Below are 20,230 nucleotides of genomic sequence, written 5' to 3'. Positions count from 1 at the left end.
CTGCTATTTGCACTATTGCCGTGTTTTCCTGAGCGACTGTGTTAAGCGATCAAGCAACATCGCCAGAATCACGACCGCAATACCTGCTTCAAAACCATCACCAGGGCGCAGACGCTGAATGGCCCGCCACACCTCGCTGCCTAGCCCATCTGCACCAATCATCGCGGCAATCACCACCATGGAAAGGGCGAGCATAATGGTCTGGTTAATACCTGCCATCACCGTCGGTAACGAGAGTGGCAGCTGTACTTTGAATAGTTTCTGGCTCCGCGTTGCGCCATAGGCGTCGGCGGCTTCAATCAGCTCTACCGGGACTTGGCGAATACCTAGCGTTGTAAAACGTATCGCTGGCGGCATTGAAAAAATAACGGTCGCGAAAATAGCCGATACCGAGCCAATGCCGAAAAATGGAATCGCGGGAATCAAATACACGAAAGCCGGCATGGTCTGCATAAAATCTAGCGTCGGCATGATGAACCGATAAAGACGGTCCGATAAGGCCGCTGTGATGCCCACCGGTAGCGCAATAATCACGGCAACGAAGGTAGCAAAGACGACCAGAGTGAGCGTCTCAATCATAGGGTTCCACAGCCCCAGATTCCAAATCAACGCTAGGCCAGCAATAGCGCCAATGGCTAAGCGAGGGCCGGCCAGTTTCCAGCATAAGAGCGCAATCAGCGCCAGCAGCGCCCATTCAGGCAGCCACATTAAGCTATCGTTTAAGACATCAATGCCGGTTTGAGTGAAGCGCGAGATGCCCCGGGTTACCGATGAGTATTCGCTGGTCAACCAGGTCAGGCCCGTTTCGATCCAATTACCAAGCGGAATGCGAGGGATATCCATTATTGCTCTCCTGCTCGTGCCAGTTCATCGAGTACCGCGCCTTTTACCACCACGCCCAGCAGCTGCTGTTGCTGGTCAGTAACGGCGATGGGGAAGCTTTTTTCACTGAACATGGCAAACAGGTTATGCAGCGGTTCGTCCATGGGAACTTTGCGGAAATCTTGGGTTAAGTAGGGGATGATGGAGCTGGCACCTTCGTCAATTGCGCGGCTAGCCGCATCAGCCTCTAATAAACCGAGCAAGCGACGGTCACGGTCGACAACATAGATAGAGTCGATGCTATGGTCACGCATACGGTGTAGCGCAGTGCGGGGGCCATCGCTATCGCGAGCGGTCGAGCGCAACGGTCGCATAGCACTTTCAGCGGTTAATATGCGTGCGCGATCAACGCCTTGGATAAAGCGCCGTACGTAGTCATCTGCCGGCTGGGTGAGGATCTCTTCGGGCGTGCCAATTTGCACGACTTCGCCATCTTTCAGCAGCACGATCCGGTCGCCAATGTTGAGCGCCTCATCGAGATCGTGAGTAATGAATACCGTGGTCTTTTGCATTTTAGACTGCAGCTGCAAAAGCTCTTGCTGCATGTCTTTACGAATCAGCGGGTCGAGTGCCGAGAAGGCTTCGTCCATCAATAGCACCGTCGCATCGTTGGCCAGCGCGCGCGCTAAGCCAACGCGCTGCTGCATGCCGCCAGAAAGCTGATTAGGATAAGCATTTTCCCAGCCTTCAAGGCCAACCTGCTTGAGCGAACGGTGGGCAATTTCATGCCGTTCTGCCTTCTCAACGCCGCGGATCTCTAGGCCAAATTCAGCATTCTGTTGAACGGTACGATGAGGAAAGAGCGCAAAGTTCTGAAACACCATTGAAAAGTGGCGGCGACGGCACTCTAAAAGCGCCTTTTCTTTTAAGGTTGGAATGTTCTCACCGTCGATGATGATCTCACCTTCGGTGGTTTCAATAAGACGGTTGAGGCAGCGAATCAGCGTTGATTTGCCAGATCCTGACAGCCCCATGATGACTAGCAGCTCTCCTTCATAGACATCAAAGGAGATATTGGAAAGCCCGAGTGTCTGGCCTGTTTTTTCCAAAATCTCTGGGCGCTTCATGCCTTGGTTGCGAAGCTCAATGGCTTTTTGGGGATGCTTGCCAAAGACTTTACTTAAACCGCGCACTTGAATTTTGACGGGTCGTGTTTGATCCATCGACGATGCCTTTTTGTTGAGCAGAGTAGCCGTGCAGCGTCACTCCGTTTAGACCACATGAATGAGAGGGATCATTGCAATGGAGGCAGCGATACACGCTATTCATAAAAAAAATAAGAGATTCAGCTGAGTAATTTATTATTAATTATTATACATGGGCGGGCTCAATGTGTCACAACGGCCCGTTCAACGCGGCAACTAACGCCACATGTGTCATTTTTTACCCATTTAAATATGAGTGGTAAATAATATAAGCAATGTTTTTTATTTATTAAGGTATTGTTTTTAAATATATATTTTTTTTACAAAGATAAATGGCACGCGAAGTGTATGGAAGGCATATCAGTAATGTTTCAAGTTAAAGCTGTCTACCGGATAGCGAGCTTTATTAGTTTCAAGATTAGAGGTGGTAATTATGGACAAGCAATGTGACCGCGTTAATAACGATCTGGCTATGACCGATAACCAAACCACTTTAGATCAGCAGTCATCCAAGCGACCTCACTGGATGACCCTATGCATGATGGCAACGGCCGCCAGCGTTATCGTATTGGCTGGCTGTGGAGATAGCAGCGACGACGAAGCTGTACCGCCGCCTGCTGAAGAGTCTGCTCCACTTGAGCAAGATACGACGGCTGAGCCCGCCGCTGGAATGAACGAAGAGCCTGCTATGGATATGGAACAGGACCCTGGGTTAAATGACGATCCTGCTGCTCAAGGTTCAATGAATCAGAGTACAGGGGCCGGGGCTGAAGGTTCTATGTCTTCTGAAGATCCTATGTCTACCGACGACACCATGCCCGGAGACACAATGGATGAGCCTGCTGAAGGCACCATGAACCCTGATGAAGATGAGGCGGGGTTCGGTGAAGGCACAGATCCAATGCCTGGTGACAGCAATGCAGACGATGATGAAACATCAAGTAATACGTAAGCTCTGTTTTCAGCTCAGCCTCAAGGATGAGGCCAGCACTTGAGCAGGAAGTACCAGTCCCTACGATGATAAGTCGACTCAGCTGTCTGTTCCCTGCGGCTGCTCCACACGATTTATCATCTTTTTCGCCCCCGCGCCCGCGGGGGTTTTTTTTATGTCTCTTTTGTGGTTTTTAGTTTTGTATAGCGATTAACGTTCTGGCTGGCGCCATGCCTGCTATTCTTCGTTGTCTTCTAAGCGTCGGTACAGCGTTCTGCGAGCAATGCCCAGTACTTCGGCCGTGCGACGTTTATTGCCGCCAGTAGCTTCCAATACTTTGTTTATATAGCGTTTTTCAACTTCTTCTAAGCTGGGCCAGCGGGCGGTTGCGGGTGTTGATACCTGGCTTGCCGCGAGCACTTCGCCGCTAAGTGTTGCCACTAGAGGAGCGCTCGCATCAGAAACGGAGTTGACGCGCAGCCGCTCGGGTAGATCTTTATGGCTGAGTGAACCGTCTTCACTCAGCGTCACTGCGCGCATAATGGCGTTTTCTAACTCGCGGACGTTGCCTGGATAGGGGTAGTTAAGAAGGCTGTTGAGTGCTTCCGGCTCAAATTTTTCTATATGCTTACCCTGAGCTTCGGCATGCTTATCGATCAGTGTAAAAATGAGATGCTCAATATCAGTGCCGCGTTCGCGCAGCGGCGGGATGCGTAGCGAGAAAGTCTCTAGGCGGTAAAACAAGTCACTGCGGAAGTTTTCTTGCTCTATTTCTTTGCTTAAGTTGCGGTGCGTCGCTGCAATAATGCGAACATCGACCGGCTCTTCTCGCTCACCACCCACCGGGCGTACGGTTTTTTCTTGCAGTGCGCGCAGTAGCTTGGCTTGAAGGTTAATCGGCATTTCACCAATTTCGTCTAGAAATAGGCTACCACCTTGGGCGCTATGAAATAGGCCTTTACGCGCTTCGTTAGCACCGGTAAACGCGCCCTTAACATGGCCAAAAAATTCGCTTTCCATCAAGTCAGCCGGGATGCTTGCGCAGTTGACCGGTACAAACGGTTGGTCCTTGCGAGGGCTTTCCTGGTGAATAGCGCGGGCCAAAAGCTCTTTACCGGTACCGCTTTCGCCTAAAATCAGAATCGGAGCAGCGCTTTTTGCAAGGCGTGATGCATCGTGAAACAGCGCCTGCATCACCGAGCTCTTGCCCACTATGCCGTGGAAATGACTGATGTTGGTATCGGGGGAGACGGCCAAACGCTGCCTTTCCAATACGCGGAATACCGCATCGCGAATGGCATCAAGATCCAGCGGCTTGGTCAAAAAATCGTCGGCGCCCAGTTTTAGCGCTTCGACGGCTTGGTCAATGGTGCCGAATGCCGTAATGACAATAATACCCAGCTCACTGCCTGCTTGGCGTAGCTGTTGAAGCAGTTGAATGCCGGTCATGCCAGGTAGCCGCACGTCCGTGATGACTAGCGAAACCGTGGTATGGCTCAGTAAGGCAACTGCCTCTTCTGCGCTAGGGACACCCAGCGTTGTGTAGCCGGCATCCTGCAGCTCTTCTTCTAATAACTCACGTATCGCGGTGTCGTCTTCCACCACTAGCAAAGGTAAAAGGTGTTCCTGATGGGTCACAAATGTTGTCCTCACGCGGATGCGGTTTCACCAAGGGGTAGCGTAATTTCAAATCCAGCGCCGCCAAGAGCACTATCAAATACGCCAATCGTACCGCCGTGGTCGTTAATAATGCGATGTACCATGGAAAGCCCCAAACCGCTGCCTTGGCCAACGGGCTTGGTGGTAAAAAATGGATCGAACACTTTAAGATGATGGGGAGTGGGGATGCCTGGGCCATCATCTTCTACCCATATGATTAGCTCGTGATCGTTCTGTTGGGCGTGTAGGCGAATGCAGCTGACGTCGGGTGCTTGTGCCGCATTGCGCAGTAAATTGGTAAGTACCTGAATAATTTGTTGGCCGTCCGCTAATAAGTTGGGTGTCGGCGATGGTAATTCAATGACCAGACGAATATTGCGTGGCTCTAGTTCATCCTCCACCAAGTCGCTGGCGCTCTTAATAAGTTTATCGAGCGCCTGTCTGCCTTTCTCAACATTATGCTGGCGGCCTAGTTCCATTAGCTGGCGCACGATCTCAACAATACGTTCCACCTCACCGCGAATTCGGCCCAGCCGGGCGCGCTCGTCATCGCCAATCACATCGCGTCGAGCAAGGCGCTGTGCCTGGCCATTAATGACCGTCAGCGGGGCGCCTATCTCATGGGCAACGCCCGCGGCCAGCACGCCTAATTCAGCGAGTTTTTTCGATTTTCGTAAGCGTTTCTCAAGCTCAATTTCGCGCCGCTGACGGTCTTCGATATCGTGATCCTTCCCAGCCATCGCATCCAGCATGCCGTTTAACCCCGATGCAAGGCGGCGATATTCGGTGGGGCCATCTTCGACCGCGCGCTGACTACGATCTCCGCCTTCTACCAGTAGCATAACGTGGAGTAATCGATTAAGGGGGCGCTCTATATAGCGGCGGAACCCCCACCAAATACTGAATACGATTCCCCCTGCACCCACCACAAATACCAACACGGCGACGATGCTAATAAAGCCCGTGTAGGTTTCGATGCCAGTATTAAGCCGGTTGACCTGGAGCACGCCGTACACGGTACCATTTTGGGCGCGTAATGGCGTTAAGGCAGAGTAATAGTTCCAGCCATCGTGCTCACGATAATTGCTATAAAGATCGTCGCGTTCAATGACCTGCTGGATTTCTTCACGGCTAAAAATGTCTTTGCCGAGACCCAGTCCATAAATATCGCGTCCATCGGTATCAAACACATAGGCACCGTAAATGCGGTGGAAAGAGAACGCTGACTGTAGGGCTTCTTCAAGTGATGTATCGCTGCCCGGCGTGATGGAATAGCTAAGTGAGGTGCTTAACGCCCGGGTAATAATTTCGACTTCGGTCTGTAGTTTGGAGCGTACGTTGTCTTCAAGCGACTTAATGGCGACTAAGCTAAAGACCACCAGGATCACAAACAGCGGCACAATCACCGTCAGAATAATTAAATTGCGTAGTCGCATGCGATATCCATGGTGGCCTTAATACTGCGTAGTGACGGGCAGCGTTACCGGTTCGGCCCGCAAGTGAATGGGATGACTATTGATCGGTTGGCCGCAGGCGATATAAGCCACCCTGCGGGTCATCCGTCAGCACATAGATAGCGTCGTCCGGGCCTTGGCGCACATCTCGGATACGCCCTATCTGGCCTTCTAAAATCAGCTCCTGTTCGATGACGCTGCCGTTCTCTAAGCGCAGGCGCAGCAGTTTTTCGCTGCCTAATCCGCCAGCCAGTAAGCTGCCTTCCCAGTCGCCAAACGCAGCACTGGTCACTTCAGCAAGCCCCGCGGGTGCAAAGCGGCCTTCAAACACGTAGGCAGGGTCGGTCATGCCGGGCAGTGAGGGTTCACCAATAGGCTCATTCGTGGCGTAGTCATTGCCTTGGCTGACGTTGGGCCAGCCGTAGTTAAGGCCTGCTTCGATATGGTTGAGCTCGTCGCCAGTGCTCGGGCCATGCTCTGAGACCCAGGCTTCGCCGTTGCGCATTACCGTCATGCCCTGAATATTACGATTACCCATAGAGTAGATTTCATCTAGGGTTGCATCATCATCAACAAAGGGATTGTCATCAGGAACGCCGCCTGTGTCGGTAAGGCGCAAGGTAGAGCCAGCATGGTCATCGCTTGCCTGGGCGCGAGAAGGGTCACTGCCGCGATCGCCGATACTCATTAATAGCGTGCCATCAGGCAGCCATGCTAGACGGGAGCCGTAGTGACGCCCAGGCCCTGAGGCGCGATCTTGTGCAAACAAATGTTCAACCTCACCCAGTTCATTGCCCTGCCATTTAACGCGGGAAAGTGCGGCCCGGCTGTTGCTGCCGTCGGCCTTGCTCCAGGTAAAGTAAATCCAGTCGTGGGTGCCATCGCCACTAGCCTTTCCAAAATCGGGATGCAGCACGATATCCAATAAGCCACCTTGACCTTGGTTATTCACCTCGGGCATGCCTTCCAGCGTGCTGATGTCACCACTTTCAGGGTCGACTAGCTTCAACTGCCCGCTCCGTTCGCTAACCAAGTAACGGCCATCGGGTAAAAATGCCACGGCCCAAGGGTGTTCAAAACCCTCGGCGATAAGCTCAATCGAAATATTGAGAGGATCGGTTTCCGATGAGCCTTGAATAGTTTCTGCATTCGCTGTGCTAATCATGCTCGCCAGCACTAGTCCACTAACGGCAGGGATTCGTAAGCGGGAGGTTAGACTCGTCTGGCTCACATCATGCATAGCGTGTCCTCTGGTGATGGTGTCAACGCAAATCAACATAATCGGTATGTCTAGCAGTGACTCTTCTTCAGTGCGGGGGTTCCGCTAAGCAGGCTTAAATGACCAGCTTACATGAGCAAGGCGAGTAGTACCGGCAGATAAATAAGCGCGAGTAGCGTAGAGCAAAAGACGAGGCTTGCCACATAAGCGGGTTCACGCTGGGCGCGCTGAGCAAATAGATAGTTGAACACCGCCACGGGCATGCACATCTGCACCACTAAAATGCTTTGTGCCAGCGGTGGTAGGCCGACCCAGCCGGCGATAAACCAAGCGGCTGCAGCGGCGAGCGGCACGCGCACCAGGCTAAAGCCCAAACCTGAACGTAGGTTTTTAACCTGAATGCTGGCCAGTGACACGCCCAGCGTAATCAGCATAAGCGGTACCGTGAACCCTGACATTAAGTCCACCGTGTTTGCCAGCCATGGCGGCAGTGAGGTGCCGGTCAGTAGCAGCGCCATAGAAATGATAATGGCGTAGACAGTGGGTGTCTTGATAAGGGTTTTGAACGGATTGCCCTGGCTATTAAGCGCAGCGCCTAGAGTAAACTGAAACAGTGACACGGTGACCATGACCGTGATGCCGTAAGCAAACCCTGCACTACCAAAGGCATAAAGCACTACGGGTAAACCCATATTGCCGGTATTGGGGTACATCATGGGAGAAAGCAATACGCGCCAGTTTCGGCGCAATAGTTTTGCTACCAGAAAGGTGGCCGCTCCCATGGTGATGATCACCAGCGCTGAGGCCAGCATTGTTTGGCCAAACGTAGCAGCATCAATGTCAGCACCCGCCAGCGAGGCTAGTACTAGCGATGGTGTGCCGATGTTAAACACTAGCCGGGTGATGAAGTCGACCGGGTAGGGCTGGCCTAAACGTATCCATAGAAAGCCAAGTCCTGCACCGGCTAGTACGGGCGCCATAACGGCAAAAAGTTCGGCAAGCATTTACGGTCCTTGGCAGTCGTCAGCTAGCTATTGTCGTTAATCAGTGGACTAGCTGGCAAGGCAAACACGCCAATGACATTAAATCGCGGCGGCGGAGGCTTTCCATTGTAGCGGTATCTGGCTACGCAAAAATGCTAGCAGTGCGTGGGTACGTCGCGTTTGATGACCGTACGCGTAAAGCAACGTAATGGGCAGCGGCACTGGTTCCCAGCCCGGCAGACAGTTAATCAGCTCGCCAGGATGATGCTGTTCACGCTTTTCGGTTAACCAGTGAGATAAAAGACCAATGCCCTGGCTACGCGCGATGGCATCAATGTGAAGACTCGTGAGGTCTACCTTTAGTCGCGAGCGAGGCGGGTGAAATGTATATTCGCCATGTTCAGGGTGAGCAAGCATTAACCCATCTGAGGTCGACCCTAGCAAATCTATCCATGCATGCTGGTTAAGTTCATCGGGACGTTGGGGTATGCCAGCGTTAGCTAAATACTGAGGGCTGGCATAAAGGCCTCGGCTTAAGTGCCCCAAACGCTCCTGATTTAGCCCGCACTCATGGGTTGGCCCGAGCCAGACATGCACGCGATTGCTGTCCATTTTCGTGGGTGGCGTCTCGCGGGTATGCAGCGTCAATTTTACTTTTGGATGACGATTTAAAAAGGTATGCATGGCGCTTGCCAGCCAGCTGCGGGCCAGCGCCCCGTGCACTTCTAGGGTCACTTCGCCGCTAATTTCCTCACGCAGCTCCGCAAGCGCTTCCTGACTGTGGGCAGCCATGGCCAGAAGCTCGGTGCAGTAGGTATGAAACAGCAGCCCGGCCTCTGTTGGAATCAGGCGGTTCGCTTGGCGCCTCAACAGCGGTTGATTGAGCCGTGCTTCTAGCTGGCTAATTCTACGACTTAAGGTCGACTTGGCTAACCCGAGCTTTTGAGCGCTGCGTGTCAAGCTGCCCGTCGTCATCACATCGGCAAAAGCAGACAGTTCGTGGAAGTCATACATTGTCAGGCCCGCAGCGATTAAGGGTTGTCTATTGTGCCATTTAAAAGATTGAATGCAAATAATTAGCATTCATTATTTAATGAAAGTGCTGCTTGTTATCGCTCTTAAATAAATACACAGCCGCTAATAAAAAGCCCCACCATGAGGTGGGGCGAAGGATCAAATCAGGGTAGTTCGTTAAGCAGGCACTAGAAGTTGAACGTTAAGCCCAGATTGTACTGGCGGCCATCTAATACGACGCCATAATCATCATTGGTCACCTCTTTGTTGGCGATATTATAGAGGCCTGCTTTCACCTGTGCGCGGTCAGTTAAATCATAAACGACACCGGCATCGACGAAGCCATACCCTGGCGTGCCATCACCCATGCTCGTCCGAGCTAAATAATCACTTGTGGAGCCACGGTAATTGCCTTGTGTCCATAGGCTTAACTCAGGAGTTGCCTGCCAGTTAACGGCAAGATTGAACATATGCTCAGGAATTTTATTCAGTGGCTCGCCAGCAAATTCGCCGGATTTTTGTTCTGAGTCGGTATAGGTATAGCTAGAGCTTAGGCGCACATCTTGGGTAAAGTCGTAGTCTAGTGTGAGCTCTACGCCCTGCATCTCGGCTTCGTCGATATTCCGATAAGTGCTAAGAAAAACATAATCATTGCCGGCGTATGGGCATTCCCATGTGGAAGGATCGTTGCGATCCGCGTTTGGTGTGTTGCAGTAGCGATCCTCTGCAATTTTATCGTCAAACTGCGTATGGAATAGCATCATGCTGGAGCTAAGGCGTCGGTCTGGGCTATTAAAGATAAAGCCGGCTTCATAGTTTGTGCTGGTTTCAGGCTTCAGCTCTTCGTTCCCAATAATGAGTGCGCGTGAATGGGGAGCGGGAGAGCCACCGCCGCCGGTGCCGCGGCCGAAGCCTTCTGAGGCGGCGGCAAGCCCAGGCTGGGAATAGCCGGTAGATACGCCGCCCTTCAACGTCCATTCAGGCGTTAGGTGATAATTGGCATAAACGCGCGGCGAAAGGTGGCCACCGAATAGTTCGTCGTCGTCGTAACGCATACCTGTGGTAACGCTAAAGGCATCCGTAAGGCTCCATTCCATTTCGATGAACAACGCGGCAATCCAACGTTCTACGTTACGCATAGCATTGGGGCTATTGCCAATAAGCCCATTGGTATCATCAACAAGCTCTTCCTCTCGGTACTGACCACCAAAGGTCAGCATATGATCGCCCCAGAAGTAAGTTGATTGGTTATTAAGGGTTGTGACTTCTTCACGCTTTTCATCAGGTGATGGGCTGACGCGCTCCGAAATATCGTGTTGCAGGTAGGTGTCCGTCATAAAGGCACCATAAGTGCCTTTATGACCAAGGGTGAATACATCCTTATCGTAGCGATAAGTACTCGAAGTTGCGGGGTTGCCACGGCTATCTATCGTGGCAATGCTTCGGCCAGGGTTGTGTGTGAATTCTTTAACCGATGATGTGTAGCCGAAACTGTACTCGTTCAGCTCGTCTGGTGTGAGTATTAACTCAGCACCGATCTGGCGTGTATCGCTGTCTGGGGTGCTTTCGGCGTTATCGCTACCGCCTAAGTAATCACTCTCTTCTGTTCCTTGCCAGCTACCATGAACGCGTAAACCCAGCAGTCCTTCTATTAGCGGGCCGCCTGTATAGAAGCTAACTTGCTGTGAGTCGTTGTTGATATCGTTGAGAGAGTGGGTGTACTCGGTGACAACTTGGCCTGACCATTCTTCTGGCACGCTTTTGGTAATAATGTTGATAACGCCGCCCATTGCTTGAGAGCCATATAGCGAGGACATAGGGCCGCGGATGACTTCAACACGCTCAATCATTGCAATGGGGGGAAGGCCGATTTGTTTGCCGCTATCCTGGCCGTTCGTATTGACGGACCGACCGGCGGAAATGGGGCGGCCATCAATCAAATACAAGGTATAGCTATCATCCATACCTCTGATGCTGATGTCTTGAGCTCCACCTCCACCAGTAACATAAACGCCTGGGATGTTTCTGACCGCATCCGTAATATCACTATAGGATTGGCGATTCAGCTCCTCCCCGCTAATCACCGAGATGCTGGCGGGAGCATCGGCAACGGACTGCTCGTACCCAGAGGCGGTAACAACCATCGGGTCGAGAGTGGCGTTTTCTTGTGCGACAGCAGCAGCAGCTATGGCCATAGAAGACAGGCCGATGGCATTTGCTAATGCACGACGAGAGAAGTGAGGCATTTGAGTTCCTTGGTATGATATTGCTTACAGATGCTCATGGTTTTTTTTATCATATGAGATATATTGTCATATGGGATATTTATTCTATTGCTAATAGTTCCACTTTTCGAGGCAAAAAAAATGAACATCCTGTTCTGCTTTGGGCAACTGAGCGCAGCGATAGAGTTTTGATGCTGCGCTGTCTCCTGGCGATGGGTTTATAGGCATAAAAAAGCCCCGGCGAAGGCCGGGGCATCAATTCAGCATTGAAACAGGAGCGAGTAGGAACGGGTTAGAACTCGTAGGTAGCCGAGATCCAGAAGCTGCGGCCATCTAGGGCAACGCCATCGGTAGAGCGGCCCGTTTGGGTGAAGTTGTAGGCCCGCAACGTTTCACCGTTATGCTCGAAGGTGTCGGAGCTGGTGAAATCTTTATCAAACAGATTATAAATAGTGCCGGTTAACCGCACGCTGTCAGACACACGATAAGAGCTACGCAGGTTGAACAGCTCATAGCCATTCAGTTTATTGCCTAGCTGCTCGTAGAGTGACAGCGTCTCGCCGGAGGTCGGAAGGCCTGCAGAGAAACGCTCACGGGAGGAGTAATACTCTCCTTCTAAGGTGGTGCTCCAGCGGTCATTAATGGCCCAGGTTAGGTCTGCGGTGAGTTTGTGGTCAGGCGTATTAGTGAGCACCATTCCTTCGTTGTCGCCGGAGGTGATTTCAGAATCTGTAAAGGTATAGCCACCGCTAACACGCCAAGCCGGCGCAATTTGGTAGCTTGCGGTAAGCTCTACGCCACGCGTTTCAGCTTCGTCAATATTGGTTAATTGGCCAAAGCTTTCTTGCTGCGTAAAGTTACCCACGCTTAAGCAATTAGCAAGCCCTGCATTTGGGGTTTCGCCGTTACTCACGAACTGACAGTTGGGCAGGTCTGCCGCGCTGGCGATCCGGTCGGTAAAGCGGTTATAGAAAACGGTAGCACTGGTGGCAAAACCGCTTTGGTTGTCGTAAATAGCACCGATTTCGTAGTTGGTGCTTTTTTCCGGCTCTAGATCAGGGGAGCCGAGATTGACCGTGGTGCCTTGGCCGCCAAAGCCATTGATACCATCGTGAAGGTCGTTGAGTGATGGCGTCTTATAGCCGCGGCTCACGCCGCCTTTCAGCGTCCAGTTGGGCGTTGTGCTCCATACAAGGTAGCCGCGCGGGCTAAAGTGGCCGCCAAAGGCGTCGTGATGTTCATAGCGCCCGCCGACTGTCAGGGCAAGATCATCTCGCAGCAGCCACTCGTCTTCGGCAAACAGTGCCCAGCTGGTTTGTTCGAAGGTGATATCGCCTGCTGTTCCATCCTCTAGTTCGGCGTCAATATACTGCCCGCCAATGGTGGCCATATGATCGCCGATGGGGGCAACAAACTTGGTATCGACAATAATGTCGCGGTTTTCAAGGATGCGATCTTCGCCGCCTTGGGCCTCGTAACCAAAGTCTGGGGCGCTACCGGCGGGTAGGGTACGACCAAAGGTTTCGGTAGTGCTATGGGTAATGCTGCTTTCCCAAGTGCCCGGCGCATAGCGCCCCGTGTGGCCAATGGCAATCTGGTCACGGTTAAAACGCAGCTCATCCTTATAGCCATTAAAGGTGCCTGGAGAAGGGTTGCCTCTGCGGTCGGTGCCGTCCTGAGTGCCTAAGCGATTATCGTCGTTTGAATAGGTTTGGCGAGCGCGCTCGGCATCGACCCATAATTCGTTGTTTTCATCTGGCGTTAAGTTTAAGCGGCCGCCAATGGAGTAAATACGTGCTTCAGACGGGCGTGGGTCACGCCCGGCGCTGTTTTCAATCATGCGTTCTGAACGGTCGCGGTCAAACAAACGGCCGCGCAGCTGCAATCCAAGCGTGTCCTTAACCAATGGGCCTGACGTATAGAGATTGACCGCGGAGCTATTGCCGGCATCGCGGTCTTCTTGAAAGGTATTTTCGACCGTCACCGAGCCAGCCCAGTCCTCGCCTATGCGGCGAGTAATAATGTTGACTACCCCGCCCATGGCGTCGGAGCCGTAGAGTGTCGACATCGGCCCGCGAATTACCTCAATGCGCTCAATAGCCGAGAGCGGGGGCATAAAGCCGGTCGAGGTTTCACCGAACCCGTTTGGCGTGACACTGCCCGATGTGTTCTGGCGGCGTCCATCAATCAAAATCAGCGTGTATTCGCTGGGCATGCCGCGAATGGAAATATTTAACCCGCCGGTTTTACCTGTTCCCGAGCGCACATCAACACCAGGAACATCAGCAATCGCTTCGGCAATGTTGGAAAACTGCTTAAGCTCCAGCTCTTCACGAGATATAACCGAAATACTGGCTGGCGCACTATTTACCGATTGCTCATAGCCAGCAGCCGTTACCACCATATTATTGAGCTGAGCGGTTTCTTGGCCATAAGCAGCTGGGGAGATAGCGGCAAGTGCGATGGCACTGGTTAATGTAAGGCGAGTAAATTGTTGCATGACGAACCCCGTGATAATACGATTTGCTTGCTAATGATATTTATTATCAAATAGGGTTTGGATTCTAAGAAGAAAAGTTCCCATTTGCGATGCAAAAGTATGGAACGATGCGTTGCGTAAATTGCAACTTTGGCGCGACTAACGCTGTTGCCAAATATGGAACATGGCATTCAGGGAAATAGTAGTGCAAGTGATTTTGAGAATCGTTACTATTCGCTATCTGGATTGCTATTTGCCAATCAATTTATAGCGATATTTAAAAGTAGGGGACCTCAATGCTGCGTTCGGTACTACGTCATGGTTTAACAGGTGTGCTATTCACGAGCCTTATCGCCAATGCCCAAGCGCGTGAGCTGGATACCGCCTTTGGTAAAGTGGAGGTGCCTGATTCACCGGCGCGCGTGGTGACACTTTACGAAGGTGCCTTGGACGCCTCGGTCGCGGTTGGAGTGACGCCGATTGGGGCGATCGCCACGCGGGGCGGCAATGAGGTGGCGACCTATATGAGTGAACATATTGATACTCGCCAGTTGGAAATGGTGGGCGTTGCGCGCGAAACCAATATTGAAGCGGTGCTTCGCTTACAGCCGGATCTCATTCTGGCTACCCCGCAGCTTCCCGAAGAGCAGTATCGATTGCTTTCGCGCATTGCGCCCACCGTTGTGCCTGAATCAAACGGCCTGTCGCGTGAAAACTGGAAGGCCGAGTCACGCCTTTATGGGCAGGCCCTGGGTAAAGAAGCCGAGGTGGATGAGGTGCTTGAAAGCGTTGAGCAGCGCGCGGCTGAGCTTAACCAGCGCCTAAGCGAAGCCCAGGTGAGCGGTACGGCCTACTTGGCTCGCTGGATGCCCGCAGGGCCCATGGTGATGTCGTCTGAACTGTTTGCAACCGGTGTGCTGGCTTCGACCGGTATCAGCGTAGAAGACGAAGGGCTAGTTAAAGAAGGCAGTGCGCATAGCGATATTCTGAGCCTTGAAAACCTGTCTATGATCGACGGCGACTGGCTGTTTCTCGCCACGCTTAACGACGAAGGCCAGCAGGCACTGGATGCCGCTGAGCAAAGCAGCGCCTTTACGCGTCTCAACGTTGTCCAGCAAGGTCACGTGGTGCCTGTTAATGGCCAGGTTTGGAGCAGCGCCTCTGGCCCGTTAGCCGCCCAAGCCATTTTGGACGATATCGAAGAGGCGTTGTTGCCTTAGATTCTCTTGCTACCAGCGCTCTTGCTATTGAAGCGCTGGGTAACAATATGCGTGGCACAACAGTTTTCGGTGCAAAGATTCTTGTTATAAACGTCTTTGGTATACAGATACGCTCGTGAAGGAATGGCCATGAAAGTCTTCGCGCGTGCGAAACGCCTTAATCAGCGCACGCTATTGTTATGCCTACTCACCGCCCTTGTGGCGGTGAGTCTCGTTAGTTTACTGGTAGGGGCGGGCAACGTTTCGCCGTCTCAAGCACTCTCGATGCTGCTGGGCGGCGAGGACAGCGAGGCGTATTTCGTGGTCTGGGAGCTGCGTGCGCCGCGTACATTAATCGGTATTGCGGTGGGCATGGCGCTGGGCGTTTCGGGGGCACTTTTACAAGCGGTGGCCCGCAATCCCCTTGCCGAACCTGGCTTGCTGGGTGTCAGCGCGGGCGCCGCTTTTGCCGTGGCGCTAGCGTTGGTGCTGGGAGCCAGTGCGGCAACGCTGCGCATTTCAGTGGCGCAGCTGGGGGCGCTGATCGGTTGCATGTGCGTATTAGGCGTTGCTCGCTGGCGCGGGGTCGGCAATGATCCCATTCGCCTGGTACTTGCAGGGGCTGCTTTTTCAGCATTGCTCGGGGCCATGACCTCGTTAATGCTGCTATTTGATCAGCGCTCGGCCGATGAGGTGCGCTTTTGGGTGATTGGCAGCTTGGCAGGACGCCGTTTGGAAGACCTGTTGGCCGTGTTGCCATCGGCGGTGGTGTGTAGCGTATTGATAGCCCTCATTGCGCGTCCGCTTTCGGCGCTGGCGCTTGGTGAGCGTATGGCGTCGGGGCTTGGACATCATCCTCAGCTCATCCGCGCTTTGGTGGTACTTTGCGTGGCGTTGCTGGTGGGGGCGGCAACGGCGATTGCCGGACCCATTATCTTCGTTGGATTGGTGGTACCTTTTATCGCCCGTGCTTTTGCCGGGCCTGATATTCGCCGCACGCTGTGGTTTTGCTTGCCGATTGGCCCTTTGATTATTCTAGCGGCTGATATTATTTCGCGTGTGGTCGTCGCGCCTTCTGAGCTTCCGCTGGGGGTTCTTACGGCACTGTGCGGCGCGCCGGTGCTGATCGCCGCCGTGCGTGCCCGCCGCCTGCCTACGTTATGAGCTTTTTTATGAGTTTTTTTTATGAGGCCACGCTGGTTGAAATCTGATCTCAGAAAACTCAGGAAAAATAGCGCCGCTGCGCTGGTGTCCATCGCGCCCACGATGAAAATAGCCTCGAATGACGATGAATCCGTTAAGCCGCCTACCGGCTACTGGCGGTGGGGCGAGCGCCGAGCTAATGGTGCCAGTGTTCTGATTGAACGCCGCGCCGTTTGGGTCAACAGTGCACTGATGGTCGCGTTAGTATTCGCCGCTATTGCCTACCTGTCCCTTGGCAGCCTGACGCTTATGCCTCGTGAGGTGATCATGGCGCTGGCGGGGCAGGGCGACATGATGACTGGATTTATGGTTCAGGAGTTGCGCCTGCCGCGCTTGGTCGCGGCTTGCCTGACCGGCGGGGCATTCGCCCTGGCCGGTATTCTTATGCAGACACTGGCCCGTAATCGCCTGGCGACGCCGGGCATTATTGGCATTGATAACGGTGCCACGGCGTTTGCGGTTGCCTCGGTTGTGGGTATGAGTGTCTCTATAGCACCTTCGACCATGGCCTTGACCGGTGCGGTGACCGCCGCGGTGCTGACATTTGGACTCGCGGCGGGGAGCGGTACTCAGGGTTATCGCTTTATCGTCGCCGGTATCGGTGTTGGCGCTGTTTTCGGGGCGATCACGCAGCTGCTGCTGGCGCGGGTCGCGATTGATACCGCCAATGCCGCTTACCCGTGGACGGTCGGGTCACTGAATGCGCGTTCAGGTGGTTCCGTTCACCTATTGGGCGTCGGCCTAGCGGTGGGTTTTGTGACGGCACTGGCGTTAGCCCGCTCGCTGACGATCCTGCGTTTTTCCGAAGCGACGGCTAACGGGCTTGGGGTGAACGCCAAAGTAAGACGTATCCAAATACTGCTGTTATCGGTGGTATTAACGGCGCTTGCCGTTGCCGTTGCCGGGCCGGTTGGCATGGTGGGGTTGATCGGGCCTGAAATTGCGCGCGCGCTTTCTACCCCACGCCATGTGCCGGTGGTCGCGGCAACGCTTGCCGGTGCCCTGGTGATGGTGCTGGCCGATTTAATGGGGCGCACCCTGCTGGCGCCGATTGAGCTTCCGGTAGGTATTGTCACCGCTATTATTGGCGGCCCCTGGCTTTTATGGATTTTGATGCGGCCGCAACGGAGTCACGCATGAACAATTTTGAAACGCCGCCGACGCTGGCTACCGATGCGCTGAGCATGGGCTACGGCGCGCGGCGGGTCATTGATAGTCTGGATATACACTTGCCTAGCGCAAAGGTAACGGCCATTGTCGGGCCGAACGGCTGTGGTAAGTCAACATTGCTGGCGGGGCTGGCTCGCCTGCATAAGCCCGATGGCGGTTGCGTATTGTTGAACGGTGAGGATATTCAGCGATTGCCTTCTCGCCAGCTGGCCACTCAGCTGGCGCTGCTGCCTCAGGAAGCCGTCGCGCCGGAAGGCTTAACCGTGACCGAGCTAATACGCTTTGGCCGCCAGCCGCATCAAGGCTGGCTGCGCCAGTGGTCGGCAGAAGACCAGCGTGTTGTTCAGCATGCGCTTGAAGCGGCAGGGCTAGAAGATCTGGCTGATCGGCCCATTGAGGCGCTTTCCGGCGGCCAGCGCCAGCGTGCCTGGATTGCCATGACCATCGCTCAGCAAACGCCGCTATTGCTGTTAGATGAGCCCACGTCTGCATTGGATCTTGGTCATCAAATCGAAGTCTTCGAATTGGTAAAAGAGCTCGCCCATCACGGCCGTACCGTTGTGATGGTGCTGCATGATCTTGCCAGCGCGTGCCGCTATGCTGATCATCTAGTGGCCATGCGGGAAGGGCAGATAATCGCGCAAGGGCCGCCCGCTTCAGTGGTGACACCAGCGTTAGTTCGCACGCTTTATCAAGTAGAATGCACGCTAATAACTGATCCCGCGACCGGAAGCCCCCTGTTGGCCAATGTGCGGCGCTCGCCTGCGACGGTTTAATAGGCTGTCAGTTCAGTGGTTGTCTCGTCGCTTTAGCCGCACGCTAACAATCTCAAATAAGGAACACTTGTGTCCTCTCCTGCACACAGTTTTCAGGCTTTAGTTCGGCTGCTGCGCTACGCCAAAGGCTATCGGCGGCGCATTATTGCCGCGACCACCTGTTCAGTTATCAACAAGCTGTTTGATATTGCGCCAGAGATTTTGATTGGTGTCGCCATTGATGTGGTAGTGAACCAAGAGCAAAGCTTTGTGGCGAGCTTGGGCTTTGAGACGCCTCACCAGCAGATCACCATGCTGGCGATACTGACTTTTGTTATTTGGGCAGGGGAGTCGCTGTTTGAGTATTTGTTTCAAATCCTCTGGCGCAACTTAGCCCAGCGCCTGCAGGCGGATATGCGCCAAGACACCTACGAGCATGCCCAGCGGCTCGATATGGCGTTCTTCGAATCGAAAAACTCAGGCCAGCTTGTGGCCACCATGAACGATGACGTTAACCAGCTTGAGCGTTTTCTTGATGGCGGTGCCAATGCGCTTATTCAGGTGGTCGTTACCGTGGTGGCGGTGGGCGCGGTGTTCTTTGTGCTTTCGCCGCTGATTGCGCTGTTAGCCTTTACGCCTATTCCGCTAATTATCTGGGGCGCGTTCTTCTTCCAGCGTAAAGCCGGGCCGCTTTATAGCGATGTGCGTGAGAAGGTGGGTGACCTAGCCAGCCGGCTGTCTAACAACCTTAGCGGCATTGCGACGATCAAAAGCTTTACCAGTGAAGACCGCGAAGCGGAACGTCTGCGCCAAGCCAGCGAAGCGTATGTCGAGGCTAACCGCCGGGCGATTAAGGTCAGCTCAGCATTTATTCCGGTGATTCGTATGGCGATTCTAGCGGGCTTTCTGGCCACCTTTACCGTGGGTGGCATGATGGCGCTCAACGGCTCTCTGAATGTCGGTGCGTATGGCGTGCTGGTATTTCTGACTCAGCGGCTGCTTTGGCCGCTAACCGGCCTGGCCCAGGTGATCGACCTGTTTGAGCGCGCCATGGCCAGCACACGCCGGATTCTTGACCTGCTCGAAGTGCCAATCACGGTTAAAGATGCCAGCACCACTCCGCTCACCCAGCCGTTGCGTGGCGACGTCACGATTGAAAATGTGAGCTTTCATTACGCGACCAGCCGAGTGGGCGTGGATGGAATTAATCTGCATGTGCCCGCCGGCAATACCCTGGCGCTGGTGGGGGCCACTGGGTCGGGTAAATCGACGCTGATCAAGCTGCTGCTACGCTTTTACGACCCAGAAGCCGGGCGCGTACTGATCGACGGCCAACCTATTATTGACGTGAGTATGAACTCGCTGCGCCAGTCCATTGGCTTAGTCAGCCAGGACGTGTATCTCTTTGAAGGCAGTATTCGAGACAATATCACCTATGGAAAGCCGCAGGCCGATGAAGCCGAGATTATCGACGCTGCCAAAACCGCCGAGGCTTGGAGCTTTATCGAAACATTGCCTCAGGGGCTAGATACACCCGTTGGGGAGCGCGGAGTGCTGCTTTCTGGCGGCCAGCGCCAACGGCTTTCACTCGCGCGGGCACTGCTTAAAGACCCGCCGATCTTGGTGTTGGATGAAGCCACTAGTGCGGTGGACAACGAAACCGAAGCGGCCATCCAGCGTTCCCTAAAGCGCATTGCTCATGGGCGAACGGTGATTATGATTGCCCACCGGCTTTCTACCATCGTTCACGCTGATGAAATCGTGGTAATCGAGAAAGGCCGTGTCGCTGAGCGGGGCAGCCACGCCAGTTTGCTTGCCACCAATGGTCACTATGCCGCCCAGTGGCGCGTACAAACCGGCGAGGCTCTGGCGGGAGATGTAGAAGTGCTAAGGTCTTAAACGCTTTGTGTCA

15 protein-coding genes are annotated in these 20,230 nt (G+C 53.7%); 6 read left to right on the top strand and 9 right to left on the bottom strand.

Going from position 1 to position 20,230, the window contains the following annotated elements:
* Window positions 1–12: 12 nt before the first annotated feature.
* Entirely contained in the window at window positions 13–843 is an 831-nt protein-coding gene (locus ACT3TR_RS11130) for an ABC transporter permease (RefSeq protein WP_096278557.1), read from the bottom strand.
* On the bottom strand, window positions 843–2,045 hold the full coding sequence (locus tag ACT3TR_RS11125) for a quaternary amine ABC transporter ATP-binding protein (protein WP_096278559.1): 1,203 nt from the start codon (window positions 2,043–2,045) through the stop codon (window positions 843–845). Before ACT3TR_RS11125 ends, ACT3TR_RS11130 begins: the two co-directional genes overlap by 1 nt.
* A gap of 415 nt (window positions 2,046–2,460) precedes the next feature.
* On the opposite strand from ACT3TR_RS11125, the gene ACT3TR_RS11120 reads away from it, so the two are divergent.
* Entirely contained in the window at window positions 2,461–2,979 is a 519-nt protein-coding gene (locus tag ACT3TR_RS11120) for a hypothetical protein (protein WP_444625172.1), read from the top strand.
* A 216-nt stretch (window positions 2,980–3,195) separates the two neighbouring features.
* On the opposite strand, the gene ACT3TR_RS11115 is transcribed toward ACT3TR_RS11120, so the two are convergent.
* The 7 genes from ACT3TR_RS11115 to ACT3TR_RS11085 all read right to left on the bottom strand — a co-directional run bounded on the left by ACT3TR_RS11115 (window position 3,196) and on the right by ACT3TR_RS11085 (window position 14,012).
* On the bottom strand, window positions 3,196–4,596 hold the full coding sequence (locus ACT3TR_RS11115; RefSeq protein ID WP_096278560.1) for a sigma-54-dependent transcriptional regulator: 1,401 nt from the start codon (window positions 4,594–4,596) through the stop codon (window positions 3,196–3,198).
* Window positions 4,597–4,607: 11 nt separating this feature from the next.
* Window positions 4,608–6,053, bottom strand: a complete 1,446-nt coding sequence (locus ACT3TR_RS11110) for a sensor histidine kinase (RefSeq protein ID WP_096278563.1) — start codon at window positions 6,051–6,053, stop codon at window positions 4,608–4,610.
* 76 nt (window positions 6,054–6,129) lie between these two features.
* A complete protein-coding gene (locus ACT3TR_RS11105; RefSeq protein ID WP_444625173.1) occupies window positions 6,130–7,311 on the bottom strand; it encodes a PQQ-dependent sugar dehydrogenase in 1,182 nt (393 codons plus the stop codon).
* Between the two features lie 107 nt (window positions 7,312–7,418).
* Window positions 7,419–8,294 (bottom strand): AEC family transporter, encoded by an 876-nt coding sequence (locus ACT3TR_RS11100; RefSeq protein WP_096278567.1) that lies wholly within the window; start codon window positions 8,292–8,294, stop codon window positions 7,419–7,421.
* Window positions 8,295–8,372: 78 nt separating this feature from the next.
* Complete coding sequence (locus ACT3TR_RS11095; RefSeq protein WP_444625174.1) at window positions 8,373–9,287, bottom strand: LysR family transcriptional regulator; 915 nt, start codon at window positions 9,285–9,287, stop codon at window positions 8,373–8,375.
* 188 nt (window positions 9,288–9,475) lie between these two features.
* Window positions 9,476–11,533, bottom strand: a complete 2,058-nt coding sequence (locus ACT3TR_RS11090) for a TonB-dependent receptor domain-containing protein (RefSeq protein ID WP_444625175.1) — start codon at window positions 11,531–11,533, stop codon at window positions 9,476–9,478.
* 271 nt (window positions 11,534–11,804) lie between these two features.
* Window positions 11,805–14,012: a TonB-dependent receptor domain-containing protein gene (locus ACT3TR_RS11085; RefSeq protein WP_444625176.1), complete on the bottom strand. Its 2,208-nt coding sequence runs from the start codon at window positions 14,010–14,012 to the stop codon at window positions 11,805–11,807.
* A 275-nt stretch (window positions 14,013–14,287) separates the two neighbouring features.
* On the opposite strand from ACT3TR_RS11085, the gene ACT3TR_RS11080 reads away from it, so the two are divergent.
* From ACT3TR_RS11080 to ACT3TR_RS11060, 5 genes are all read left to right on the top strand, one after another.
* Window positions 14,288–15,211 carry an ABC transporter substrate-binding protein gene (locus tag ACT3TR_RS11080; RefSeq protein ID WP_441684248.1) on the top strand — a complete coding sequence of 308 codons (924 nt, stop codon included), beginning with the start codon at window positions 14,288–14,290 and terminating at the stop codon, window positions 15,209–15,211.
* Between the two features lie 129 nt (window positions 15,212–15,340).
* Complete coding sequence (locus ACT3TR_RS11075) at window positions 15,341–16,354, top strand: FecCD family ABC transporter permease (RefSeq protein WP_096278575.1); 1,014 nt, start codon at window positions 15,341–15,343, stop codon at window positions 16,352–16,354.
* Between the two features lie 102 nt (window positions 16,355–16,456).
* Entirely contained in the window at window positions 16,457–17,533 is a 1,077-nt protein-coding gene (locus tag ACT3TR_RS11070) for a FecCD family ABC transporter permease (protein WP_096282305.1), read from the top strand.
* Window positions 17,530–18,339, top strand: coding sequence for an ABC transporter ATP-binding protein (locus ACT3TR_RS11065; RefSeq protein ID WP_444625177.1), 810 nt, complete (start codon window positions 17,530–17,532; stop codon window positions 18,337–18,339). The genes ACT3TR_RS11070 and ACT3TR_RS11065 overlap by 4 nt, the downstream gene beginning before the upstream one ends.
* A gap of 69 nt (window positions 18,340–18,408) precedes the next feature.
* Complete coding sequence (locus tag ACT3TR_RS11060) at window positions 18,409–20,217, top strand: ABC transporter ATP-binding protein (RefSeq protein WP_444625178.1); 1,809 nt, start codon at window positions 18,409–18,411, stop codon at window positions 20,215–20,217.
* Window positions 20,218–20,230: the final 13 nt, after the last annotated feature.

It is taken from the genome of Halomonas sp. AOP12-B1-6, assembly GCF_052379225.1.
Classification (GTDB): Bacteria; Pseudomonadota; Gammaproteobacteria; order Pseudomonadales; family Halomonadaceae; genus Vreelandella; species Vreelandella casei.
The sequence above is the reverse complement of the archived record's forward strand: the minus strand, read 5'-3'. Positions and strand labels throughout refer to the sequence as shown.

What these genes read in the sequence shown, in the direction of transcription:
- ACT3TR_RS11125 (WP_096278559.1), bottom strand. Translation starts at nt 2,045, where the DNA reads ATGGATCAAACACGACCCGTCAAAATTCAAGTGCGCGGTTTAAGTAAA.
- ACT3TR_RS11120 (WP_444625172.1), top strand. Translation starts at nt 2,461, where the DNA reads ATGGACAAGCAATGTGACCGCGTTAATAACGATCTGGCTATGACCGAT.
- ACT3TR_RS11130 (WP_096278557.1), bottom strand. Translation starts at nt 843, where the DNA reads ATGGATATCCCTCGCATTCCGCTTGGTAATTGGATCGAAACGGGCCTG.
- ACT3TR_RS11075 (WP_096278575.1), top strand. Translation starts at nt 15,341, where the DNA reads ATGAAAGTCTTCGCGCGTGCGAAACGCCTTAATCAGCGCACGCTATTG.
- ACT3TR_RS11110 (WP_096278563.1), bottom strand. Translation starts at nt 6,053, where the DNA reads ATGCGACTACGCAATTTAATTATTCTGACGGTGATTGTGCCGCTGTTT.
- ACT3TR_RS11105 (WP_444625173.1), bottom strand. Translation starts at nt 7,311, where the DNA reads ATGCATGATGTGAGCCAGACGAGTCTAACCTCCCGCTTACGAATCCCT.
- ACT3TR_RS11070 (WP_096282305.1), top strand. Translation starts at nt 16,457, where the DNA reads ATGAAAATAGCCTCGAATGACGATGAATCCGTTAAGCCGCCTACCGGC.
- ACT3TR_RS11090 (WP_444625175.1), bottom strand. Translation starts at nt 11,533, where the DNA reads ATGCCTCACTTCTCTCGTCGTGCATTAGCAAATGCCATCGGCCTGTCT.
- ACT3TR_RS11095 (WP_444625174.1), bottom strand. Translation starts at nt 9,287, where the DNA reads ATGTATGACTTCCACGAACTGTCTGCTTTTGCCGATGTGATGACGACG.
- ACT3TR_RS11080 (WP_441684248.1), top strand. Translation starts at nt 14,288, where the DNA reads ATGCTGCGTTCGGTACTACGTCATGGTTTAACAGGTGTGCTATTCACG.
- ACT3TR_RS11065 (WP_444625177.1), top strand. Translation starts at nt 17,530, where the DNA reads ATGAACAATTTTGAAACGCCGCCGACGCTGGCTACCGATGCGCTGAGC.
- ACT3TR_RS11085 (WP_444625176.1), bottom strand. Translation starts at nt 14,012, where the DNA reads ATGCAACAATTTACTCGCCTTACATTAACCAGTGCCATCGCACTTGCC.
- ACT3TR_RS11100 (WP_096278567.1), bottom strand. Translation starts at nt 8,294, where the DNA reads ATGCTTGCCGAACTTTTTGCCGTTATGGCGCCCGTACTAGCCGGTGCA.